Source organism: Sphingomonas sp. BAUL-RG-20F-R05-02 (genome assembly GCF_022662305.1).
Classification (GTDB): Bacteria; Pseudomonadota; Alphaproteobacteria; order Sphingomonadales; family Sphingomonadaceae; genus Sphingomonas.
This window is the reverse complement of sequence record NZ_JAKNQH010000053.1, coordinates 1-1,834: the sequence shown is the minus strand read 5'-3', so window position 1 is coordinate 1,834 and position 1,834 is coordinate 1. Positions and strand designations below refer to the sequence as shown.

Annotated in this window: 1 protein-coding gene; it reads left to right on the top strand. The window is 50.7% G+C overall.

Going from position 1 to position 1,834, the window contains the following annotated elements:
* Positions 1-303 precede the first annotated feature (303 nt).
* On the top strand, positions 304-1,761 hold the full coding sequence (locus tag L8F97_RS22370; protein WP_242154941.1) for an SPASM domain-containing protein: 1,458 nt from the start codon (positions 304-306) through the stop codon (positions 1,759-1,761).
* Positions 1,762-1,834: the final 73 nt, after the last annotated feature.

Here is a 1,834-nt window from a genome sequence, read left to right as displayed (position 1 = left end):
GCCTTGTGCTGGGAAAGCGGCTTACCTGTTTGCCGATGGGGAGGAGTTACCATCGCGTTGTCGCCCGGTGCACGTTCTTGGACGATCGCTCGATTTCGTGCGTCAATTTCAATACTGGCATCAATAATGTGCGGGTTAATACACTCGCCAACTAAAGCGAATTCGAGCCTCGCAGAACGCCTCTTAACTTGTTATCGGAGGCTTCCATAACTGAATTGGTCTGCAATGCTTACGAACCAATTACCAGCGACACCGACCTCAAAAAAGGTTGTTTGGAAGAAGGATCGTCAACCCTCCGCTTCCATGCTTCCACCCGACGGCAAATCCTATCGCTGCGTCTGGCTGGAAGACTCATTGACGATTTTATCAGATGGCAATGTCACATGCGGGCTGGACGATCCACATGCTGCGAGAAGCTTTGGTAACATTTTTAATCAAAGTGTTGCTGAAATATTTGCAAATCCTGAAATCGAGCGGATGCGTGTCGGCCTATCAAACGGACGGCGCTGCGATAACTGCTGGCTCTATACCGAGCGGGAGGCAAATGAAGATCTCGCGATTAGGCCACTGCTGCCGCACGTGCTGGTAATAGAGCCAACCGTAACATGTAATTTGCGTTGCCCGAACACAGCATGCGATTCAAACAACGATAGAAATTTGGCAACGCGCGAGCGTGACAAACTAGAACTTAATGTTTTTATAAAGGTTATAGACGAGGCAGCGCCCTATCTTAAAGAATTGTACTTCTTTAATTATGGGGATCCATTTGTAAATCCTGATGCGGAGTCGATGCTGGGATATATGCGCTCTGCCTCTTCGTCTGTTCGCATCGTGAGCAGTACTAACGGGATACCTCTTAAATCGGCCAAACGAGCGCAGGCGGTGGCGGCGGCTGATGTTGACCAAATGACATTTACGATCAGCGGTGCCTTCCAAGACAGTTACGAGAAGTATCATGTCAACGGTAGGTTAGATGCTGCGTTGCAAGGCCTCCGAAATTATTGCCAATCTAGGGTCGGACCCTCAAGGGGTGGCCGCGCAATTGTAACGTGGCGCTATCTCGTATTTCGCTGGAATGATTCCGAGGACGAGCTTGATCGCGCCTGCCATTTGGCTGGAAAATACGGCGTTGATCAATTGTCATTCTACCTAACCCATATGCCGGCCGGATCCGCGTCATATAGACTAGCGCCGGGCACGCCACTCTTCCACAAGTACAAACAATTTATTGACGCTGCTCATGGCTTTCGGGTTCCGGTGCCTCAGCCAGACGGTATGTGGCCGGCAGAGACATTGATTGGCTTCGGCCCGTTAAGATGGTCGGGGTGGAGCGCAGAAGTGGAGGTTTGCACGATCAGCGGATGGGCATTGATTTCGCTTGCGACAAATCGACCAAAGGACAATCAATTTTGCTTTGTTGTTCATGATGGCATAACCCATAAAGTACCATTAGACAATCAACAGTGGACTCACTTAAGTTTTCCAAGCGCGCGTACAGACTACGAGGTTAGCTTAATCAATATCGTTGCGGCTGAGTGCTGGTTTCCGGTGGACGAATACGATAGTGAGGACTTGCGGTGCCTCGGGGTTATGGTGAGCAGCGTTGCTTTGGGGGGCCATCAATATCGCGACAAAAATACTTGGGAGTGGCTGAAGCGGCTTCCCGGACCAAGCCTTACGGAGTTGGAAATTGTCAAAGCTGGCATCGAATGCCGTCGCGAGCTATCTGACCGTCATACTGCAGGTCGCGTGCTGTTTTAAAAGCCCGTCTCGAATCTCATGCGTAACGAGCTAGTCGACGAACGAGGAGCACGACAGCGGCGGCGTAGAGGAA